Genomic DNA, 16,995 nt, shown 5'->3' on the forward strand with positions numbered 1-16,995 from the left:
TTCAGGAACCCTCGCCCCGCGGACCCCCCACTTCCACCGGCCGCGGGGCGAGTGGCCGGGCCGCGTACGTGACACGCACGACGCCGTCCGCGTGCCTGTGCGTCTCACCCTGTACGCCGAAGACCTCGCGCAGCAGATCCGGTGTCAGGACCTCAAGGACCGGGCCCGCCGCCACCACCGCGCCCTCGTCGAGCACGACGAGACGGTCGCAGAGCCGGGCGGCCAGGTCGAGGTCGTGCAGGACCGCCAGGGTGGTGATCCCCGTGCTGCGGATGAGGTCCAGGAGCTCGAACCGGGCGCGGATGTCCAGGTGGTTGGTGAGTTCGTCCAGCACCAGCAGCCGCGGCTGTTGAGCGAGGGCGCGGGCCAGCAGGACACGCTGGCGTTCACCGCCGGACAAGGTTGCGTAGTCCCGGTCCGCGAAGGGCCCGACCCCGCAGCGGTCGACCGCCTCGGCGACCGCTCGATGGTCGTCCGTGCCGTCCCTGTCCAGCAGACCGTGGTGGGGTGTCCGGCCCAGGGCGACGATCTCGGTCACGTTCAGGCCGGTCGTCGTGGCGGCGTCCTGCAGCACGGCCGCCGTCCGGCGGGCCGCCGTCCGGGACGACAGGGCCCATACGTCGTCGCCGCCCACCCGGACCACTCCACCGGCCGGCCGCAGTGAGCGGTAAACCGTGCGCAACAGGGTGGACTTGCCACTGCCGTTGGGGCCCACGAGCCCGACGATGTCACCGGGGGCGGCCTCCAGGCTCACATCTCGGAGGATGGATGTGCGGTCCAGGGTGATCTGTAGTCGGTCCACGGTCAGTTTCATGTGCTGTCCAGACCTTTGCTGCGGCGCAGCAGCCACAGGAAGAACGGGGCGCCGAGCAGGGCGGTGAGGATGCCGAGCGGCAGTTCGTTGGGGCGGGTGAGGGTGCGGGAGAGCAGGTCGACGGCCACGAGGTAGACGGCGCCGAGGAGCGCGGTCAGGGGCAGCAGTCTGCGGTGGTCGGCCCCCGCCGTGAGCCGGACCAGGTGAGGGATCATCAGGCCGACGAAACCGACGCCGCCCGCGACCGCGATGACGGTGCCCGTGAGCAGCGCGCTGATCACCAGCAGGACGGCGCGCAACCGGTCGACGTCCACGCCGAGCGCGGTGGCGGACTCGTCGCCGGCCAGCAGGGCGTTGAGCCGCCGCCCGAACAGGGTGAGCAGGACGGTGCTCGCGAGGACCACCACCGCGACGGTGGGCAGTTGGTCCCACTGGGCGCCCGCGACGCTGCCGAGCATCCAGAACATCACGGTACGCAGTTCGGTGGGTGTCGCCATCAGCTGGACGAAGCTGGTCATCGACAGGAGGACGTAACCGACCGCGACCCCGGCCAGGACGAGCCGGGTGGGGGCCAGTCGGCCCTGCCGCTGCCCGAGGGCGAAGACCAGGGCCCCGGCCGCCAGGGCGCCGACGAACGCCGCGCCGGACACCCCCAGTCCGCCCAGCCCGCCGAGCGCGGCGCCGCCGAGGGTGATGACCAGTACGGCGCCCAGGGAGGCCCCGTACGAGAAGCCGAGGACGACGGGGTCGGCGAGCGGGTTGGAGACCAGGGTCTGGAGGACCGCGCCGGCGACGGCGAGGCCCGCGCCGACCAGGGCGGCCAGGGCGACGCGGGGTGCTCTGAACGTCCAGACGATCTGGTCCAGCGCCGGGTCGCCGGTGGCTCCGCGGCCGGTGACATGGTGCAGGAGGACCGACCAGACGTCGGCCAGGGGGATGTTCACCGCGCCGATGCTCACCGCCACCACCATGACGGCGACGAGGAGGACCAGCAGTGCGAGGGTCGCGAGCGGCAACCGCACCCGGCCGGGGAGGTGTTTCAGAACGCGTCGGGGTGCAGCATCCCGGCGATCTTCGCGACGGCCAGGTCGTTGCTCGGGCCGAGGTACATAGAGTCCGACAGGGCCACGTACGTGTTGTTCTTCGCGGCCGGCCACTGGGGGAACTCCTTCAGCAGTTTCCTGGCGTAGGCCGCCGGGTTCGGGTCGTTGTAGCCGATGACGACGAGTGCGTCGACGTCGGTGGCGGCCACCTTCTCCTTGCTCAGATCGGCGAAGGAGGTCTTGGAGGCCGACTCGAAGGCGTTGCTGCCGCCCGCCTTGGCGAGGATGTCGTTGTAGATGCCCTTGGCGACGACGGAGCTGAAGTCGTTGCCGCCCATGGCCATGTTGGAGAAGAGCACCATGACGTTGGGCCGCTTCTCGCCCTTCACCTTGGCCGCGACGCCGGCGATGTTCTTCTCCGACGCGGCGATCAGCTGCTCGGCCCGGTTGCTCCGGCCGAAGACCCTGCCCATGTCCCGCAGGAGGGCGTAGCTGTCCGCGATCGTCATCTTCGAGGTGTCCTGGTCGCAGCCCTGCGGGGATACGTAGGTGTGGGCCCCCACGTCCTTGAGCTGCTCGCGGGTGGCGAAGCCGTTCTTCTCGTCGAAGCCGTAGGAGGTCGTGGACAGCACCAGGTCGGGGCGCAGGCCGATCATCGCCTCGCGCGGGACGTCGTACGCGTCGTTGAGCTTGACACCCCCGTCGGGCAGGCCCTTGACGGCCTTGGCGCGGCCTTCGACCTCGGACATCCCATAGCTCTGCTGGTTGGCGACGATGCTGTCGCCGAGGCCGAGGGCGAGCAGGGTGGAGACCTCCGCCACCGAGGCGCCGTTCATGACGACCACCCGGCCGGGAGCCTCGGTGAACTTCTGGGGCGTCCCGCAGTTTTCGAGGGTCACCGGGTAGCCCGACCTCGCCGCGGCGGCTGATGCCCCGCCTGAGGCATCTGCCGTGTCGGTCGCGTCGGCACAGGCCGTCGTGACCAGACAGAGGGCGCCGGCCAGGGCGACGGCGACCGGCCGTTTCTTCGACATGCGGGGCTCCTTGGTACGGGGGTGATACGGGGGTGGATCGACGGTGAGCGGCTCTGCAGCAGTAGTCGGAGGAGGGGACTGCCGAGTTCCCGGAGGTCCGTGACTACTTCGGCGGTGGCGGCAGGATTCCGCTGGTGACGCAGTGGTCGAGGTAGCGGAGGACGAGGTCCTGGTCGACGGGCGGGCACGTGATGCCACTGCCGCGCAGACCGTTCCTCACGTTGTCCGAGCGGATGCGGCCCAGTCGGAGGTCGAGTCCGGCGGGCTGCGCGTCCCGGGAGTCGAAGAAGGCGAGCGTGGTCGCCGCCGCGGAGGTCTCGGCGCCCGAAGTGGCCGCGGAGCGCCTCAGTTCGGCCAGCCACCGGGCCGTCGTCATGCGGCGCAGCGGGTAGCCGTACTCCTCCAGCCAGTCGTAGAGGTCGCTCAGGCGCACCGGGGCGGTGGCCGCGTGGTGGAAGACCGTGGCGTTCGGGGGGCGTTGTACGAGGCTGAGGTGGACGATGGCCCTGGCCACGTGGTCGACCGGTGTCCAGGTCTCCTCCTCGAACAGGTCGGGGACGATGCCCGCGGGCACTCCCGCGCGCAGCACGCTCCACAGGAAGTCCCGCTCGTTCACGTAACCGGTGGTGTACGGGCCGACCACCCGGCCGAGCCGGTGCACGGTGACGGGCAGGCCCCTCTCCGCGGCCTGTTCCAGCAGGCGTTCGGCCGCCCACTTCGACTGCTGGTAGCCGGAGCGGAGCCCGGGGTGGGGCGGGAGGAAGGCTTCCGGTACTTCGCGGCTGAGCGCGAGCGGCGGGGCGACCGAGAGGGTCGACACATGGTGGAGAGGGGTGGAATGCGCCGCCGCCATGCGCAGGAGGTCCCTGGTCGACCGGGTGTTGGCGGCGCGCAGAGTGGCGTACTCGCGCAGGACGCTGACGGTCGCCGCGTTGTGGACGATCGCCCGGCAGGTACGGCCCAGTTCCGCGAAGTGCCCTTCGTCGAGGCCCAGTCGGGGGCGGGAGAGATCCGCGGGGATCGCGGTGATGCGCCGCAGTGCCGTGTCCGGAAGGTGGATCCGGTGGGCGTTCAGGGCCTCATGAACACGGGCGGTGGCCTCGCCGGCGGTCCGGGCCCGGACGGTACAGACCACCTCGGGATGACCGACATCCGTGCCCGTGCCCGCGCCCGTGCTCGTGCTCGCGCCCGTCAGGAGTTCCGCCAGCAGGTGCACGCCGACGAAGCCCGTGGCACCGGTGAGGAGGATTCTGTCGGGGGTGTGTCCCGCCCGGGGTCCGTAACCGGTCCGGGGCCTGATGTCCGGGTCCAGGACGGTGTCTGCGAGCAGTCCGGCCGGCAGGCCGGCGGCGACGGACGGCTGCCGCGCCCGTGCCTGCCCTTCCAGGAATCCCGCCAGCGCGGCGGGGGTCGGGTGCTGGAAGAGCCAGGCGACCTTCACCTCGCGGTGGAGTTCGGTGCCCAGGCGGTTGGCGACCTGGATGGCCTGGAGGGACTGGGCGCCCAGGTCGAACACGTCGTCCTGCGCGGCGAGGGTCGCGACACCGAGCGCCCGCTGCCAGACGCCGGCGACGATCCGCTCCAACGGGCTGTCGTACGCGGCAGACGGGCTGTTGCACGCGGTCGGCGGGCTGTCGTACGCGGCCGACTGGTCTTCGGACACGACAGCCCGCGCGCCGGGGCGGGGCGCCTGTCGCGCGAGCGCGTCCCTGTCGGTCTTTCCCACGCCGGTACGGGGCACACGGTCCAGGAACTCGACGGCGGAGGGGATCATCGCGGCGGGAAGTGTCGCCCGGAGGTGGTTCCTGAGCAGGGTCGGCGCCGGGGGCGGGCCGTCCGCGACGACGAACGCGATCAGACGCCGTGTCCCGTCCTCCAGTACCTGACCGATGACGGCGGTGTCGCGGACGGCCGGGTGGGTGAGGAGCGCGTTCTCCACTTCGGCGGGGTGCACACGGTGGCCGCTGATCTTGAACTCCGCGTCCGCCCGGCCCAGATACCGCAGTCGGCCGTCGTCGCCGAGCCGTACCAGGTCGCCGGTGCGGTAGGCGCGGGGCGCTCCGGGGAGCCGGTCGAGCGGGGCGAAGCGGGACGCGTCCGGTGGCCGGGCGCCCCGGTAGCCAAGCGCCAGGTTGTCACCCAGGAGGTGGAGTTCACCGTCGACGACGGCGGCGCGGGTGCCGGGGAGGGGCGCTCCGATGGGGACGTCTCCCGCGGTGAGGGATTCGTCGTGCAGGTCGGCGACGGTGGCGACCACGGTCGCCTCGGTCGGGCCGTAGGTGTTCAGCAGCCGCACCGAGGTGCCGACCGCCTTGCGCCAGCGGTCGACGCGTTCGGGCAGGGCGGCCTCCCCGCCGATCACGACGGTACGTATCCCGGCGGGCAGGGCCGGGGTGTCGGCGGAGCCGGTCGACAGCGCGTGGGCCAGTTCGTGCCAGTAGGCGGTGGGCAGGTCGAGGAAGCTGATCCGCAGCCGTGCGCAGGCGTTCAGGAAGCCGGGGACCGAGTCGGTCATGTCGTCGTCGCGGACGACGAGCGTGGCGCCCCGGCACAGGGTGAGGAAGACCTCCTCGACGCTCGTGTCGAAGTGCAGGGGGGCGAACTGCAGCACACGGTCCGCCCGTCGGAGGCCGTAGCGGTGGGTGGCACCGGCCACGAAGTGCGCGAGGGCGCGGTGACCGATCTCCACGCCCTTGGGGCGCCCGGTGGAACCCGAGGTGTGGAGGACGTAGGCGAGGTCGTCCGGCGCGGGTGCCGGAGGCTGCCGAGCGCTGGCCTTCTGGGGCTCCTCCAGTGCCGTTTCGGTGGTCAGGACGAGCGCGGGGCGGGCGTCGTCCAGCAGCTGCGCCCTGCGAGCCGGAGTCGCGGTCGGGTCGAGCGGGCAGTAGGCGGCCCCCGACAGCAGGACCCCCAGGACGGTGGTGACGGCCTCGATGCCGCGCGGCAGGACGACGGCCACCAGATCGCCGCGGCCGATCCCCCGGGCGGTGAGTCGGCGGGCCGTCTCCCCTGCCGCGTCGAGCAGTTGTGCGTAGGTGACGGCTCGCCCGGCGTGCTCGACGGCGACGGATCCGCCGCGCCGGGTTGCGTGTTCGGCGATCAGGTCGAGGACCGGGCGGGCGGGACCGGGCAACGGCCCGCCGTCCAGGACCTGGATGTCCGGGCGGGAGTGCGGGCCGAGGAGCGCCCCGAGGGGAGCGGAGAGCGCGCGGTCGAGCAGGAGGAGCAGTTCCTCCTGGAACACGGCGACGTCCGCCTCTTCGTAGAGACCGGGGTGGGCGTCCACCGCGATGCGCGGTCCCCCGCCCTCGGCGCGGTCGTACACGTTCACGGAGAGGTCGTCGACCGGGCCCGCGGAGACGTTGTGGACTGTGCTGGGATGTCCGGCGAACCGCAGGTCGTACGCGAAGGGCATGATGTTGACGCCCGGCCCGGACAGTCGGCGCTGTCCGCCGACGAGCCTGAGGTCGCGCCGCAGTCGCTCGTAGCGGTAGCGCTGGTGCGGCAGGCCCGCACGCAGTTCGGCGGAGATCCGCAGGGCCAGGTCACGCACGCTGTCCGCCGGGGAGACGGCGACGCGCAGGGGCAGGATGTTACGGACCATGCAGGGCACGCGCAGGGCGACGGAACCGAGCCGGCCCATCGTGGGCAGGCTGAGGACGAGCTCCGGTGCGCCGGTGGCCCGGTGCAGCTGTGCGGCCGTCACGGCCAGCAGGATCTCCGACCAGGTGACCTTCAGTTCGCGGGCGACCGTACGCAGAGCCTGCGTACGGGCCGCGCCGAGGTCGACGACCCGGCGGTGGAAGGTGCGTGCGGGCAGGGCCGTACGGCCGGCCGGGGTGGCCACCGGCGGACGGTCCGCGAACCGGCCCGTCCAATAGGCGCGGTCCTCGGCGAAGCGGGGCGACTCCTCGTAGGCGCGTTCCTCGTCCCGTACGGAGGCCAGGGTGCCGAAGCCGCTGTCCCCCGTCGGCTCGCCCCTCATCAGGGCGGTGTACACCTGGGCGACCCGGCGGGCGACCAGGGACAGTCCGAAACCGTCGAGGGCGATGTGGTGCACCCGGTGGTACCAGAGGTGTTCCCCCGGTGCGATGCGCAGCAGCGCGTGGCCGAAGAGCGGACCGGTCGTGAGGTCGACGGGACGAGCCATGTCCGTGTCGATCCAGGCCAGGGCGGCAGCGTACGGGTCGGGTTCGGCGGTGAGGTCGGCGATGTGCAACCGCCAGTCCCCGGCCGGGGTTTCCCGCTGCCAGGGCCGGCCGTCCGCGTCGGCTTCGAAGGAGACGTTCAGGGCGGGGGTCTCCGCGACGACCTGGTGCAGCGCGGAGCCGAAGACGGCCGGGTCCACCGGTCCAGCGATGTGCACGTACTCGGCCGTGTTGTACGCGGGGCTGTCCGCGTCCAGTTGCTGGCCGGTCCAGATGGCCTCCTGGGCGGCCAGCAGTGGGTGGCGGCCCGCCGTGCCGCCGTCAGGCGCCGGCACGGTCCGCTCCCTCCTGGCGTGACTGGCGTGACTGAGGTGACTGACGCGCTTGACGTGCCTGGCGCGTGGAGAGCAGGTGCCACCACTGGGCGAACGAGGTGCACTCGGCGAGTTCGACGAAGTTCACGTCCAAGCCGGTCTCTCGCCAGCGTTCGATGAGGGTGACGATGCGCAGGGAGTCGAGGCCCGCGAGGAGGGGGCTCTCTTCGAGGTCGACTTCGTCGGGCCGCTGGTACAGGAACTCCGCGAGGTCCGCGCGGAATCCGTCCAGGGTGAGGGGAGCAGGCATGTGGTCTCTCTCGTTGACGCTTGACGCTCGGCACTTGGCGCTCGGCACTTGGCACTGGGGCTGTGCCGCGGTCAGTTGACCTTGCGGGCGGAGGCGCTCCAGAAGCGGTCGCGCAGTTCCCGGCGCAGGATCTTGCCGCTGGGGTTGCGCGGGACGCTGTCGATCAGCTCGTAGCGGGCCGGCAGCTTGAAGCCCGCGAGCTGCGGGACGAGGAAGGTGTGCAGGTCCCGGGGTGTGGGCCGGTGCTCGGGAGCGGGGACGACGAAGGCGTGGACGTACTCGCCCCAGCGTGCGTCGGGGGCGCCGACGACGACGGCCTCGGCGACGCCGGGGTGGCCTTCCAGGACGTTCTCGATCTCGGCGGGGTAGACGTTCTCGCCGGCGACGAGGATGGCGTCCTTGATGCGGTCCCGGATGACGACGTAGCCGTCCTCGTCGATGTATCCGGCGTCCCCGGTGTGGACCCAGCCGTCGACGAGGACCTCCGCGGTCTTCTCGGGCAGTCCCCAGTACTCGACCATGTGCGCGGGTGTGGCCAGGCACACCTCTCCGACTGCGCCCGGCGGCAGTTCGCGCCCCTCGGCGTCGATCACCTTGGCGCGCACGCCCGGATAGGGCCGTCCGGCCGCCTGCATGAGGGAACTGCCGGGGACATGGGCGGCCGGCGGCAGGCACACCGCGGTGTTGCCGGTCTCGGTGAGGCCGTAGATCTGGGCGAACTCGCAGTTCACGACGGTGAGGCTCTCCTCCAGGAGTGCCTCGGAGATCGGGGAGCCGCCGTAGACGACTTTGCGCAGGGTGGTGAAGTCCTCTGCTCCGACGCCCGGTTCGCTGAGCATCATGCGGAGCATGGCGGGCACGACGCACGCGGTGGTGATGCCGAGGTCCCGGATGAGGCCGACGGCCTCGCGGGCGTCGAAGGCGCGCATCGCGACCACGGTCGTGCCCGCGTTGAAGTTCTGGGTGGCCCACCACAGACCGCCGACGTGGAAGCCTGGGATACCGATGAGCGCGATGTCGCCGGTGCGCCAGTCGATCCAGTCCAGTCCCTCGCTCGCCAGGGCGTCCCGGATCGCGAAGAAACTGCGGTGGGCGAGGACGACACCCTTGGGCAGTCCGGTGGTGCCGCTGGTGTAGAGCTGGGCGGCCGGGGTGTCGGGGGTGACGTGCGGCGGCGGGTCGGTGTCCGGGCGGGCGTCCGGCTCGGTGTCTGACTCGGTGTCCAGGTCGGTTTCCGGGTGGGACGCCTTCCATGCGGAGAAGCCATCGTCCAGCGCGACGATCGTCTCCGGGGGCGCGCTCGGCATCCGCTCGACGGTCGGCCCGAACTCGGTCTCCAGGAACAGCAGTCGGGCGCCCGAGTCCTGGAGGACATGGCCGACCTCGGGCGCGGCGAGCCGCCAGTTGACGGGGACGAGGACGGTGCCGCTCTTGGCGCACCCGAACAGCACCTCGTAGTAGTGCTCCGACTCCTTGCCGAGGTAGGCGACCCGGTCGCCCGGTCGGAGCCCGGCGGCCCGGAGGGCATGGGCGATGCGGTTGCTCCCGCTGTGCAGTTGCCCGTACGTCAGCGTGCGGCCCTCGCAGAGCACGGCGGGGGTGGTGGGCCGGTGCTCGGCGTGGAAGCTCGCCGTCTGGACGAGCGTCCGGAGCTGTGGGTGGTGGAGTCTGTCCGGGGTCATGCGGCTCTCCTCTCGTGTCAGGGGACGTTGACGAACGCCAGGACCGCTCTGCCGTCGCACCGGCCCGATGCGGCGTCCCAGTAGCGGTGGACGGTCTCCGCGTGCAGGAAGGGGGAGCCGTCGCCCAGGGTGCGCCGGGTGACGGAGCGGAATTCCATCTCCCCGGAAAAGGCACGGGGGTCGACGGGACGCCGGAAATTCATGGCGAACCGGGCGATGAGGATGTCGGGGAGCTGATGCTTCCAGAAATCGTCCAGCGTCCAGGACTCGAACCCCGCCAGCAGCCCCTCTTTCACGGACTTGGCGACGAGGTAATACATCATCTGGTTGTAGCAGATGTTCACCTCGACGGAATTCAGATGCCCTGTGTCGTCGATGTAGCACGACTCCGGGATCGCGAACTCACAGCGGGCGGACGCCTGTCCGTCGCCCTCGGACACGACGACGGCCGAACGCAGGTATTTGCAGTGGTCCTTGTAGGGCGTCAGTACCCGCGCCAAAAGGTGCTCGTCCATGGGGTGCTCGACGGCGAGGAGGCTCGTCATGCCGCCCCGATTCCGTCGTGGAGTTTGCGTTCGTCGTGCACGGTGACGCGGAAGGAGACGGTCGGCTCGGGTGTGGTCGTGTGCCGGGCGCGGTGGATGAGACTGCGGTTGTCCCAGACCAGCAGGTCGCCCTGCTCGAATCCCTGCAGGTGGATGTTGCCGTGCTCGAAGGTCTCGTCGAGCTGGCCGGTGGCCTCGAACAGGCGCTTGAGCAGCTCCTCGTCGAGCGGCTCCCCGTCCCGGTCCTCGATGCCGACGGTGAATCCCTCACTGAGATAGAGAACGGTCTCGCCGGTCATGGGATGGGTGAAGGTGGTCGGCTGCCTGACGGCCGGGGTCTTCCGCTCGACCTCCTCGATGATCTCGGAGATGGGCCGGTAGACGTCATGGGGCCGGATCTTGAAGTACTTGCGCACGGAGTGCCGGCAGTACGTTCCGTCGATCTCCTTCTTGAGCTCCTGGGGCAGTCCGTCGTACGCCCGGCCCATGTCGATGAAGTACGTGCCCCTGTTCTTCGCCGGAATCACCTGGGGATATATCAGGGTGATGCCGAAGGGGTCCGGCATGAACTGGTAGTCGGCGTGCCAGAACTTTCCGGTCCTCGGTACGCCTATCTGCTGTCCGTTCTCCGGAACATTGGAGGAGACGAATATCTCCGTGACCTCCGGGTGGTGGTACATGGGCTCGTAGTACGTCTCCGGGCGGCCGAGTCGCCTGCCCAGTGCGAGGAACTCCTGGGGAGAGAGGTCCTGTCCCTTCAGGACGGCGATCTTCTTCGTGTAGACGGCGTTCTTGAGGGCGTCGATGTCGGCGTCGGAGGCGTCTGCGTGGTCGAAGCCCTCGACGATCACACCGATCGCGTCGCCGGGCTGGTCCTGAATGCGCATGGCGTGTGCCTTTCCTGGAAGGGTGATGTCCGTCGACCGGTGGCGGGCGAACAGAGTGAGCGCGCCGCAGCCGATGCCCGACGCGATGACGAGCACTGCGGTGCGGATGCCGTCGAGGAGGGCGGGACCGGAGGCGTTCTGCCCGATGCCGCCGGCCGTCGCGACCAGTACGGCGAGGCCCACGGCGCCGCCGACCTGCAGGGCGGTCGACGCCATTCCGGAGGCGACGCCCTGGTCATCGGGGGCGACCCCGGCGGACGCGGCGATCCACATGCCCGTCCAGGCCGCTCCTTGGCCGAGGCCCAGCAGGACGATCCCTGGCAGCAGCGCGGCGTACGAGCCGTCGGAGGTCAGCGCCGGAGCCAGTGCCACGGCTCCGGCCGCGCCCAGCGCCGTCCCGCCCACCAGCATGCGGCGGACGCCGACGACGGACACGGCCCGCTCACCGGCCTGCGTACCGACGGCGACCACGAGGGCGGGGACGAGGAACGCGAGCCCGGTGGCGGCGGCGCCGTATCCCTGGACGGTGCGGAAGTAGAGGGTCAGGAAGTACGGGACCGAACTGAAGGTGGCACCGAACAGGGCGGCGATGCCCATGGCGGTGAGCAGACCGCGGTGGCCGAGCAGCCGTGCGGGCAGGAGCGGATCACGGGACCTGCGCTCCACCACGGCGAAGAGCGTCAGCAGTCCGAGGGAGAGCACGGCGCTCACGAGGACCGTGGGCGTCCCCCAGCCCTCGGCGGGTGCCCGCACCAGCACGAACACCAGGAGGGTGATACCGCCCGTAGCGGTCAGCGCACCCGCCGCGTCGAAGTTGCGCGAGCGGTCCCGCGGTCCGTCGGCGGGGAAGAGCAGCCGTCCGGCCACCGCGAGCGCTCCCGCCACGGGCACGTTGACGAAGAACACCGACGGCCAGCCGAACGCCTCCACCAGCACCCCGCCGAGCAGGGATCCGAAGCACAGCCCGCCGGCTCCCGCGGCGCCCCAGACCGCCAGGGCACGGTTCCGCTCGCGCCCCTCCGCGTACAGGGTGCCGATCAGGGACAGCGTCGCCGGGAACAGCAGGGAACCGCCGATGCCCTGGACCGCCCGGACGGCGACCAGGACGCCGGGTGACTGCGACAGGCCGCCCACCAGGGACGAGCCCGCGTAGAGCAGCGCCGCGACGACGAACATACGGCGTCGGCCGAGGAGGTCCGCGGCCCGGCCGCCCAGCAGGAGGAAACCTCCCGTGGCCACGACGTAGGCGCTCACCACCCACTGCAGGTCGTGGTCGGAGAAGCCCAGCCCGGCGCCGATGTCGGGCAGGGCGACGTACACGATGTTGTAGTCGAGCGAGATGACGAGCTGCCCGAGCGCCAGCACGGCCAGCGGAAGCCCGAGCGGATTGCGCGTCACCCGCCCCGAACGAGCCGGCGCACCTCGGTCACGAGCGCCTCCAGTGCCCGGCGCTCCGGCACGGTGGTCTCCGGATGCCAGAGGTCGATGAGCAGACAGGTCCGCGGTGCGGTGCCTTCGTTGCGCGCCTCGTGCTCGAACGAGTAGTCGAAGAGCAGACATTTCCCCTCCTCCCACGAGCGCGTTTCTCCCGCGACCGTGATGCTGCACCCGTCTGGAATGTCCACGGCGAGGTGCAGATTGATGCTGAAGTTCCACAGGTCGCAATGGGGTGCGATGACGGCGCCGGGCAACAGCGTGGAGAAATGGCATTCCAGGAGAGGGCACAGGATTCCCGTGTCCACGGCGGAGTCCTTCAGCACTCGGTACGCGGTGGGAGCGATACCCGCCGATTCCTCGACGAGGCCGCCGTCGCGGAAGAGATGGAGCGCCTGCCAGTTCCGCTGGCGTGTCAGATAGTGCTCGTAGTCCGAGAACGCCTCGCGGCGGGCGGTCCATGCGGAACCGATCTCCTTCCTGATGGCCCGATGATTGGCCTCCAATTCGCTTACGAAGGGGGCCAGTTCCGTATGGGCGTGGGGATCGTGCCAGGGGGTGGGAGAGATTCCCGGCATGACCCACTTGGCCGTCTTCTGCAGTGGATGCCTTTCGCCCCTGCCCGCCGCCAGCATCTGCTCGACCCGGTCGATCGAATCCTTTCCGTACTCGGCTCTGATCGCGGCGAAGGCGTCGTCTATTTCTGGTGTCACACGGTTCTCCATGTCCCGCGTCCCGTGCCGCCGACGACCTCGCGCGACGGTCGGCGTTCCGGGTCTGCGCTTTCACCTCAGTAGTCGGCCATCGGTGCGCGGGAGTTCCCGGGAATTCGCGGGATTTCTCATTCTGTCCGGGCGAGGAGTTCGACGAGGGTCGCGCGGGCCCGGGCCACCCGTGACCGGATCGTCCCGACGGCGCAGCCGCTGAATTCGGCGGCCTCCTCGTAGGCCAGCCCGGCCAGTTGGGTGAGGACGAACGCCTGGCGGCGCTCGGGCGCCAGCGTGTCCAGCAGGTCGAGCAGCGCCACGCCTTCCTCGAAGCCGGGCAGTCCGCTGGGCCGTGTCAGGTCGGCGCAGGCCGTCCAGTCGTCCGTGTCGGCCAACCGCGGCCGTGCGGCGGCGTACCGCACACTGTCGACGACCGTTCGGCGGGCGATGGACAGCAGCCAGGTGCGCGCCGACGAACGCCCCTCGAACCGGTGCAGGCTGCCCAGCGCCCGCAGGAACGTGTCCTGCGCCAGATCGTCGGCGGCCTGGTGGTCGGCGCCGACGTGGGTGAGGTAGCGGACGACGTCGGGACGCAGGGCGCGCACGAACCGGTCGACGGCATGGGGGTCGCCGCCCCGGGCGGCCAACGCCCAGGCGGTGGCCGCCTCGTCACGCGACTGCGACGTGCCGAGTTCCGACGTGCCGAGTTCCGTCGGGTCTGGTTCCGACGTGTCAGGTTCAGCTGCGCCGGGTTCCGCCGTCACCGGCCCGGCCGGTCCACGACCGCGTCACTCCGTACGGCCCCGCTGCGCTCGAAGTGCAGGGTGAACGTCACGAGGTCGCCGATCCGCCAGTCCGCGTCCACCGGCACGATCACGTCGAGGCTGTTCGGGGACATGGAGATGCCGGCGCCGGCCGGTACCGGGACCGAGGTCACCGTCCGGGCGGAGGCCGAGCGGGCGCCGGTCATGCGATGGCGGCTGAGGGTGGTGGCGCCGGCCCCGGTGGCCGTCACCTTGAGCAGCCGGTCCGCCGAGCCTCCCGTGTTGGTGATGCGGAAGAAGGCCGCCGTCTCCGGGGTGTCGCCGGTGGGCAGGAACAGGCGTCCGCCGGTGACCGCGATCCGGGCCGGGCTGCCCGCGTTGCCGAGGACGGTCCACATGCTCAGACCGCCGAGGGCGAGGACGGACGCGGCGACGGGCGCGAGCGCGGCGAGCAGGGTGTCGCCGAGTCGGCGGCGCGTCGGCCGCCAGAGGGCCTGGTCGGTCATCGGACACGCCTCCTGGCGGCGGGTGAGGGCTGCCAGGCGCGCAGGCGCAGGCTGTTGGCGACGACCAGCACCGAGCTGGCCGACATGGCCGCCGCGGCGAGCATCGGATTGAGCAGGCCGACCATGGCGAGCGGCACGGTGACGGCGTTGTAGCCGAAGGCCCACACGAGGTTGGCGCGGATGGTGCCCAGCGTGCGGCGGGCGAGCAGGACCGCGTCCGCGAGGGCTTCGATGCCGCCGCGCACGAGCGTCACGTCGGCGGCCCCGATGGCCACGTCGGTGCCGCCGCCCATGGCGATGCCCAGGTCGGCACCGGCCAGCGCGGCGGCGTCGTTGACCCCGTCGCCGACGACCGCGACCCGGTACCCCTGCCCCTGCCCCTGCCCCTGCCCCTGCCCCTGCCCCTGCCCCTGAAGGTTCCGTACGAGGTCGGCCTTGTCCTCGGGGGTGTGGCGGGCGTGCACCTCGTCGATCCGCAGGGCGGACGCGACGGCCCTGGCGGGCGCCTCCCGGTCGCCGGTGGCGAGCACGGGGCGCACTCCCAGGTGGCGCAGTCGCTCGACGGCCCGGTAGCTGCCGGGCCGTACGACGTCGCCGATCGCGATCAGGGCTTCGACCGTGCCGTCGACCCGGACCAGCACGGGCGTGTGCGCGGCTGCTTCGGCCGCCGACAGGGCGTCCGCGAGCGCGGGGGGCAACTCGTCGTCCGGGGCGAGCACTTCGACGAGCCGCCCCTCGACCCGGCCGCGCACTCCCCGCCCCGGCATCGCACGGAACTCGCTCACCCCAGGAACTCCGGATGCCCCCGGCGCTTCCGGCGCTTCCGGAACTCCCGCGCTTCCCGGCGGCTTCCGACCGGCGGTCGACTCCCGCCGCGCGTACGCGGTGACGGCCCGGCCGAGCGGGTGTTCCGAGGCCTGCTCCACGGCCCCCGCCAGGCGCAGCACCGCGTCCCTGCCGAGTCCGTCCGGTACGGCGGTGACCGCGGTGACGCTCATGTGGCCGGAGGTGAGGGTGCCGGTCTTGTCCAGGACGACGACGTCCACGTGCCGCAGCCCCTCCAGGGCCTGCGGGCCGGTGACCAGGACGCCGAGCTGGGCGCCCCGCCCGGTCGCGGCCATCAGCGCGGTCGGGGTCGCGAGGCCCAGCGCGCAGGGGCAGGCCACGACCAGGACGGCCACGCACGCGGTGACGGCAGCCTGGACGTCGGCACCGGCGCCCAGCCAGAAGCCCAGGGTGGTCACGGCCAGCGCCAGCACGACGGGCACGAACACACCGGCCACCGTGTCGGCGAGCCGCTGGGCGCGCGCCTTGCCGGTCTGCGCCTCGGTGACCAGCCGGGTGATACGGGCGAGCTGCGTGTCAGCGCCGACCGCCGTGGCCCGTACGCGGAGCAGCCCGCCGGAGTTGACGGCCCCGCCGACCACGGCCGAACCGGGCCCGACCTCGATCGGTTCGGCCTCGCCGGTGACCAGGGACAGATCCACGGCGGAACTGCCCTCCGTCACCCTGCCGTCGGTGGCGACCCGCTCCCCCGGCCGCACCACGAAGACCTGACCGGCCCGCAACTCCGCGATGGGGACGAGCCGTTCGGTGCCGTCGACGACGACCGCCACCTCCTTGGCGGCGAGCCCCGCCAGCGATCTGAGCGCCGCTCCGGTCCCGCGCCGGGCCCTCGCCTCCAGGAAGCGGCCCGCCAGGACGAACAGCGGTACGCCGACCGCCGCTTCGAGGTAGATGTGCGGGACGCCGTCCGGGGCGGAGGGCACGAGCGAGAACGGCATGCGCATCCCGGGATCACCGGCTCCGCCGAGGAAGAGCGCGTACGCCGACCAGGAGAAGGAGGCCAGTACGCCCAGCGACACCAGGGTGTCCATGGTCGCCGCGGAGTGCCGCAGACCGCGTACCGCGCGGGTGTGGAAGGACCAGGAGCCCCACACGGCGACGGGCGCGGTGAGGGCGAAGCACAGCCACTGCCAGTTGCGGAACTGCAGGGCGGGCACCATCGACAGGACGAGCACGGGCAGGGCGAGCAGGGCCGTGACGATCAGCCGGTCGCGCGCGGACCTCGTGTCCTCGGAGCCGTCGTCGTCCGTGGTTCCCGGCTGCTCGCTCCGGGGCGGTTCGGGCAGGGCCGCGGTGTATCCGGCCTTCTCCACGGTCGCGACGAGTTCACCGGGGCCGATGCCCGCCGGGTGGGTCACGCGGGCCGTGCCGGTGGCCAGATTGACGGTCGCCGTGACCCCCTCCAGCCTGCCCAGTCTCTTCTCCACCCGGTTCACGCAGGCCGCGCAGGTCATCCCGCCGACGGTCAGATCGGTGGTGACCAGGGTGGTCATCGGTTCCGCGCCCATCAGCGGCCTTCCTCGTGCGTGTCACCCATACCGCCCATGTCCCCGCCGCCTCCGCCGTCCCCCATGTCGTCGGCCCCTCCGGAGCCGGAACCGGTGCCGGGGTCCGTACCGGTGCCGCTCGTACCGGCCGAGCCGTGCATTCCGGGTGCGACGGGTCCGGCGGACGCTCCGGCGGCGTAGGAGGCCGTGAAGAGGAGTGCCAGCAGCAGGAGGAAGCCGCAGAGGGCGGGCGGGGGTGCCGTTCTCCGCAGGAACGGTGCCGCACCGGTTGCGGGGGATTGCCGGGGCTCGTCCATCAACCGCGTCTCCAGGTCACGTCGTACGGCGTCGCCGGGATCGCGCCGAACCGCCCCAGTAGTCGGCCCGGCCGCGGGCGGGGTTCCTCGGTGCTCCTGTGGCCCGCGTCACACGAGTGGCGGCCGTTCCGGGCGTGGCTTCGGAAGGGGAGGGCCG

13 protein-coding genes and 1 pseudogene are annotated in these 16,995 nt (G+C 71.6%); all 14 read right to left on the reverse strand.

From position 1 onward, the window contains the following. Position 1 precedes the first annotated feature (1 nt). On the reverse strand, positions 2-814 hold the full coding sequence (locus tag J8N05_RS24490; RefSeq protein ID WP_210886009.1) for an ABC transporter ATP-binding protein: 813 nt from the start codon (positions 812-814) through the stop codon (positions 2-4). Beyond that, positions 811-1,785: a FecCD family ABC transporter permease gene (locus J8N05_RS24495; protein ID WP_210890355.1), complete on the reverse strand. Its 975-nt coding sequence runs from the start codon at positions 1,783-1,785 to the stop codon at positions 811-813. Before J8N05_RS24495 ends, J8N05_RS24490 begins: the two co-directional genes overlap by 4 nt. Before the next feature lie 68 nt (positions 1,786-1,853). Further along, positions 1,854-2,891 (reverse strand): ABC transporter substrate-binding protein, encoded by a 1,038-nt coding sequence (locus tag J8N05_RS24500; protein WP_210886011.1) that lies wholly within the window; start codon positions 2,889-2,891, stop codon positions 1,854-1,856. A gap of 103 nt (positions 2,892-2,994) precedes the next feature. Then, positions 2,995-7,374: a non-ribosomal peptide synthetase gene (locus J8N05_RS24505; RefSeq protein ID WP_210886013.1), complete on the reverse strand. Its 4,380-nt coding sequence runs from the start codon at positions 7,372-7,374 to the stop codon at positions 2,995-2,997. Then, positions 7,361-7,663, reverse strand: a complete 303-nt coding sequence (locus tag J8N05_RS24510; protein WP_247706458.1) for a phosphopantetheine-binding protein — start codon at positions 7,661-7,663, stop codon at positions 7,361-7,363. The genes J8N05_RS24505 and J8N05_RS24510 overlap by 14 nt, the downstream gene beginning before the upstream one ends. Positions 7,664-7,734: 71 nt before the next feature. After that, positions 7,735-9,345 (reverse strand): fatty acid--CoA ligase, encoded by a 1,611-nt coding sequence (locus J8N05_RS24515; RefSeq protein WP_210886014.1) that lies wholly within the window; start codon positions 9,343-9,345, stop codon positions 7,735-7,737. A 17-nt stretch (positions 9,346-9,362) separates the two neighbouring features. Beyond that, positions 9,363-9,890, reverse strand: coding sequence for a (2E)-enoyl-ACP glycyltransferase (gene scoD, locus J8N05_RS24520; protein WP_210886016.1), 528 nt, complete (start codon positions 9,888-9,890; stop codon positions 9,363-9,365). Further along, a complete protein-coding gene (gene scoE, locus J8N05_RS24525; RefSeq protein ID WP_210890356.1) occupies positions 9,887-10,777 on the reverse strand; it encodes a (3R)-3-[(carboxymethyl)amino]fatty acid oxygenase/decarboxylase in 891 nt (296 codons plus the stop codon). Before scoE ends, scoD begins: the two co-directional genes overlap by 4 nt. A gap of 189 nt (positions 10,778-10,966) precedes the next feature. After that, a pseudogene (locus J8N05_RS24530) lies at positions 10,967-12,175 on the reverse strand (MFS transporter); the annotation flags it as partial. After that, positions 12,172-12,924 carry an aspartyl/asparaginyl beta-hydroxylase domain-containing protein gene (locus tag J8N05_RS24535; RefSeq protein ID WP_210886018.1) on the reverse strand — a complete coding sequence of 251 codons (753 nt, stop codon included), beginning with the start codon at positions 12,922-12,924 and terminating at the stop codon, positions 12,172-12,174. The gene J8N05_RS24535 and the pseudogene J8N05_RS24530, both read right to left, overlap by 4 nt. A 128-nt stretch (positions 12,925-13,052) precedes the next feature. Then, a complete protein-coding gene (locus J8N05_RS24540) occupies positions 13,053-13,565 on the reverse strand; it encodes a sigma-70 family RNA polymerase sigma factor (RefSeq protein ID WP_407699977.1) in 513 nt (170 codons plus the stop codon). A gap of 113 nt (positions 13,566-13,678) precedes the next feature. After that, complete coding sequence (locus J8N05_RS24545; protein ID WP_210886024.1) at positions 13,679-14,188, reverse strand: copper chaperone PCu(A)C; 510 nt, start codon at positions 14,186-14,188, stop codon at positions 13,679-13,681. Continuing rightward, on the reverse strand, positions 14,185-16,542 hold the full coding sequence (locus tag J8N05_RS24550; RefSeq protein ID WP_210886025.1) for a heavy metal translocating P-type ATPase: 2,358 nt from the start codon (positions 16,540-16,542) through the stop codon (positions 14,185-14,187). Before J8N05_RS24550 ends, J8N05_RS24545 begins: the two co-directional genes overlap by 4 nt. Then, on the reverse strand, positions 16,542-16,838 hold the full coding sequence (locus J8N05_RS24555; RefSeq protein ID WP_210886027.1) for a hypothetical protein: 297 nt from the start codon (positions 16,836-16,838) through the stop codon (positions 16,542-16,544). Before J8N05_RS24555 ends, J8N05_RS24550 begins: the two co-directional genes overlap by 1 nt. Between the last annotated feature and the right edge of the window lie 157 nt (positions 16,839-16,995).

It is taken from the genome of Streptomyces liliiviolaceus (assembly GCF_018070025.1).
GTDB classification, from domain to species: domain Bacteria; phylum Actinomycetota; class Actinomycetes; order Streptomycetales; family Streptomycetaceae; genus Streptomyces; species Streptomyces liliiviolaceus.